Source organism: Citrobacter sp. S55_ASV_140 (assembly GCF_018919505.1).
Taxonomy (GTDB): Bacteria; Pseudomonadota; Gammaproteobacteria; order Enterobacterales; family Enterobacteriaceae; genus Citrobacter; species Citrobacter werkmanii.
On sequence record NZ_JAHLQZ010000304.1, the window covers coordinates 1 to 3,241 of the forward strand.

The window sequence follows — 3,241 nt, forward strand, 5'->3', positions numbered from 1 at the left end:
GTTCAATACGCAGGTTGTCATTAGCAATCATCACATCATTACCCCGTACAACAGCGCCAATAATAGTGCCGGGCGGAAGTTTAATTTCATCAATCGAGCGACCTACTACCCGTGATGTTGTCTCATCACCGTGTGCGACGGCTTCAATGGCTTCCGCTACGCCGCGGCGTAGTGATGAAACACCAACAATATCAGCTTTACGAACATGGCTCAGGAGTGCGGAGATGGTCGCCTGCTGCGGTGAAATCGCAATATCGATCACGCTGCCCTGCACCAGATCGACGTACGCTCTGCGTTGGATCAGCACCATCACTTTCTTGGCGCCCATTCGTTTAGCCAGCATCGCCGACATGATGTTAGCTTCATCGTCATTGGTCACCGCGATGAACAGATCAACCTGATCGATGTGTTCTTCCGCCAGAAGCTCTTGATCCGAAGCATCGCCAAAAAAGACGATCGTATTTTGCAGTTTCTCTGCAAGCTCCGATGCGCGCTGCTGATTACGCTCGATCAGTTTGACGCTGTAATCTTTTTCCAGACGCCGCGCGAGCCCTGCACCGATATTACCGCCACCGACTAACATAATGCGTTTGTACGGCTTTTCCAGACGCTGTAGCTCGCTCATGACGGCGCGAATGTGCTGTGATGCCGCGATAAAGAAGACTTCATCACCCGCTTCAACGATGGTAGAACCCTGCGGACGAATTGGCCTGTCATGACGGAATATCGCCGCAACGCGGGTATCGATATGCGGCATGTGATCGCGCATGGTCGACAAAGCATTACCGATTAGCGGTCCGCCGTAATAAGCTTTCACGACCGCCAGACTGACTTTGCCCTCGGCAAAATTAACGACCTGCAATGCGCCCGGATATTCAATCAGGCGATAAATGCTATCGATAACCAGTTGCTCAGGCGCAATCAGATGATCGATAGGGACGGCATCGGATTGAAATAGCTTGTCTGCATCGCGAACGTAATCCGGTGAACGAATACGTGCGATACGGTTAGGCGTATTAAACAGGGAATAAGCTACCTGGCAGGCAACCATATTTGTTTCATCTGAGCTGGTTACGGCAACCAGCATATCGGCATCGTCGGCACCAGCTTCACGCAATACACGGGGATGTGAACCATGTCCTTGCACGACGCGGAGATCAAACTTGTCCTGCAAGCTGCGCAGGCGCTCACCATTGGTATCGACTACCGTGATATCGTTGTTCTCTCCGACCAGGTTTTCAGCCAGCGTACCGCCAACTTGCCCTGCGCCAAGAATGATAATTTTCATCAGTCGCGACCCGTTATCTCATCACTTTTTGATTAGCTTAGCGTAAAAGAAGCCATCGCCATCTTCTGCACCCGGTAAATTCTGACGTCCCGGCTGCTCTGGCGTACCGGTTTCGCTTAACACCGCATCCGGTGTGCGTGCAAGGAACGCGGCGATCTGCTGTTGGTTTTCTTCTGGCAGAATAGAACAGGTTGCATAGACCAGCGTGCCGCCCGGCTTAAGGTGTGTCCAGGTCGCGTTGAGAATCTCGGCCTGCAACTGAGCGAGTTCGGCAATATCACGATCGCGACGCAACCATTTGATATCCGGATGGCGACGGATCACACCAGTGGCAGAACATGGAGCGTCCAGCAAAATACGGTCAAACTGTTGCTCACCGCACCACTGCTGCGGATAACGACCATCACCCTGCTTCACGGTTGCTTTCATACCCAGGCGTTTCAGGTTGTCATACACGCGAGACAGGCGTTTATCGTCGACATCGACTGCCATCACGTTCGCATCTGGCGCGACCTCCAGAATGTGAGTGGTCTTGCCGCCGGGAGCGCAACATAAATCAAGGATCTGCTCTCCGTTTTGTGGCTGCAGATAGCTGACGCAACCCTGGGCAGAGGCATCCTGAACGGTGACCCAACCTTGCTCAAAACCTGGCAGGGCGAGCACGGGGGCTGGTGTTTCCAGACGGACCGCATCCGGGTAATCCGGATGAGGGAAACCGGTCAATCCTGCTTCGGCGAGTAGTTCCAGCCAGGCGTCGCGCGTATGGTGGTTGCGATTAACACGGAGCCACATTGGCGGGCGTTGGTTATTAGCCTCAAGGATGGCTTCCCATTGCTGTGGATAAGCGGCTTTAATACGTTTTACCAGCCAGGAGGGGTGTAAGAAACGTAGATCGCTTTGTGCGAACTCGGTCAGTAGTTCTTCCTGACGGCGCTGGAACTGGCGTAATACACCATTGATCAGCCCTTTCAACTGCGGACGCTTAATCACCACCGCGCCTTCTACGGTTTCGGCCAGCGCAGCATGGGGTGGGATACGGGTATGCAGCAGTTGGTAGAAGCCCACCATGATCAGGTAGTGAACGGTACGCTGTTTGCCCGTCATCGGACGTTCCATCAGTTGCTGGATCATCCACTCCAGTTGCGAAAGTGTGCGCAATACGCCGAAGCAAAGCTCTTGCAACAGCGCTTTATCTTTATCGGCAACTTTTTGCTGCATGGCGGGCAGCACGTTGCTTAATGATTGCCCCTTTTCGACAACCTGCTCGACGGCCTGGGCTGCCATACTGCGTAAATTAAGATGTTTTTTCATAAGTGCAAAAATAAAAATGCCCGGTCACACCGGGCTTAAAGAGATGAACCGTCAGGCCAGACGGTTTCCGGGTACAAACCACTCCCGGCGCGAATTAAGCAGATCCTGCGCACTCATGGCTTTTTTGCCGGCAGGCTGCAAAGAGACGAGATTCAGGATGCCGTCGCTTGTTGCAACCTGGATACCCTGACGGTTCGCTTCCAGAATTGTGCCTGGTTCAGCGTTAGCGGGCGTATCGATAACCGTCGCCTGCCAAATTTTTACTGGTTGCTCGTCGATGACGATATAGCTCATTGGCCACGGGTTAAAGGCGCGGATGCAGCGCTCCAACTGAGCGGCCGAAAGTGACCAGTCGATACGGGCCTCTTCTTTACTGAGTTTCTCTGCATGCGTAACCAGTGATTCATCTTGTACCACGGGTTTTATCGTGCCAGCAGCCAACTGTTTTAGCGTTTCAATCAGCCCCTGAGGCCCCAGGTCCGCCAGCTTGTCGTATAAAGAACCGCTGGTATCTTCTGCCGTAATCGGGCAGGAGAGCTTAAGCAACATATCACCGGTGTCGAGACCAACATCCATTTGCATGATGGTAACGCCCGTTTCGCTATCGCCAGCCCACAGTGAACGTTGAATCGGTGCTGCGCC

The 3,241-nt window shown here is 53.2% G+C and carries 3 protein-coding genes; all 3 read right to left on the reverse strand.

Annotated elements, in window-relative coordinates:
• Window positions 1-1,288: Trk system potassium transporter TrkA (gene trkA / locus KQJ18_RS22880; protein WP_216422828.1), on the reverse strand; the 1,288-nt coding region annotated here is incomplete at its 3' end.
• A gap of 21 nt (window positions 1,289-1,309) precedes the next feature.
• A complete protein-coding gene (gene rsmB / locus KQJ18_RS22885) occupies window positions 1,310-2,599 on the reverse strand; it encodes a 16S rRNA (cytosine(967)-C(5))-methyltransferase RsmB (protein WP_038634647.1) in 1,290 nt (429 codons plus the stop codon).
• A gap of 51 nt (window positions 2,600-2,650) precedes the next feature.
• On the reverse strand, window positions 2,651-3,241 hold a 591-nt coding region (gene fmt / locus KQJ18_RS22890; RefSeq protein ID WP_216422830.1), incomplete at its 5' end, for a methionyl-tRNA formyltransferase.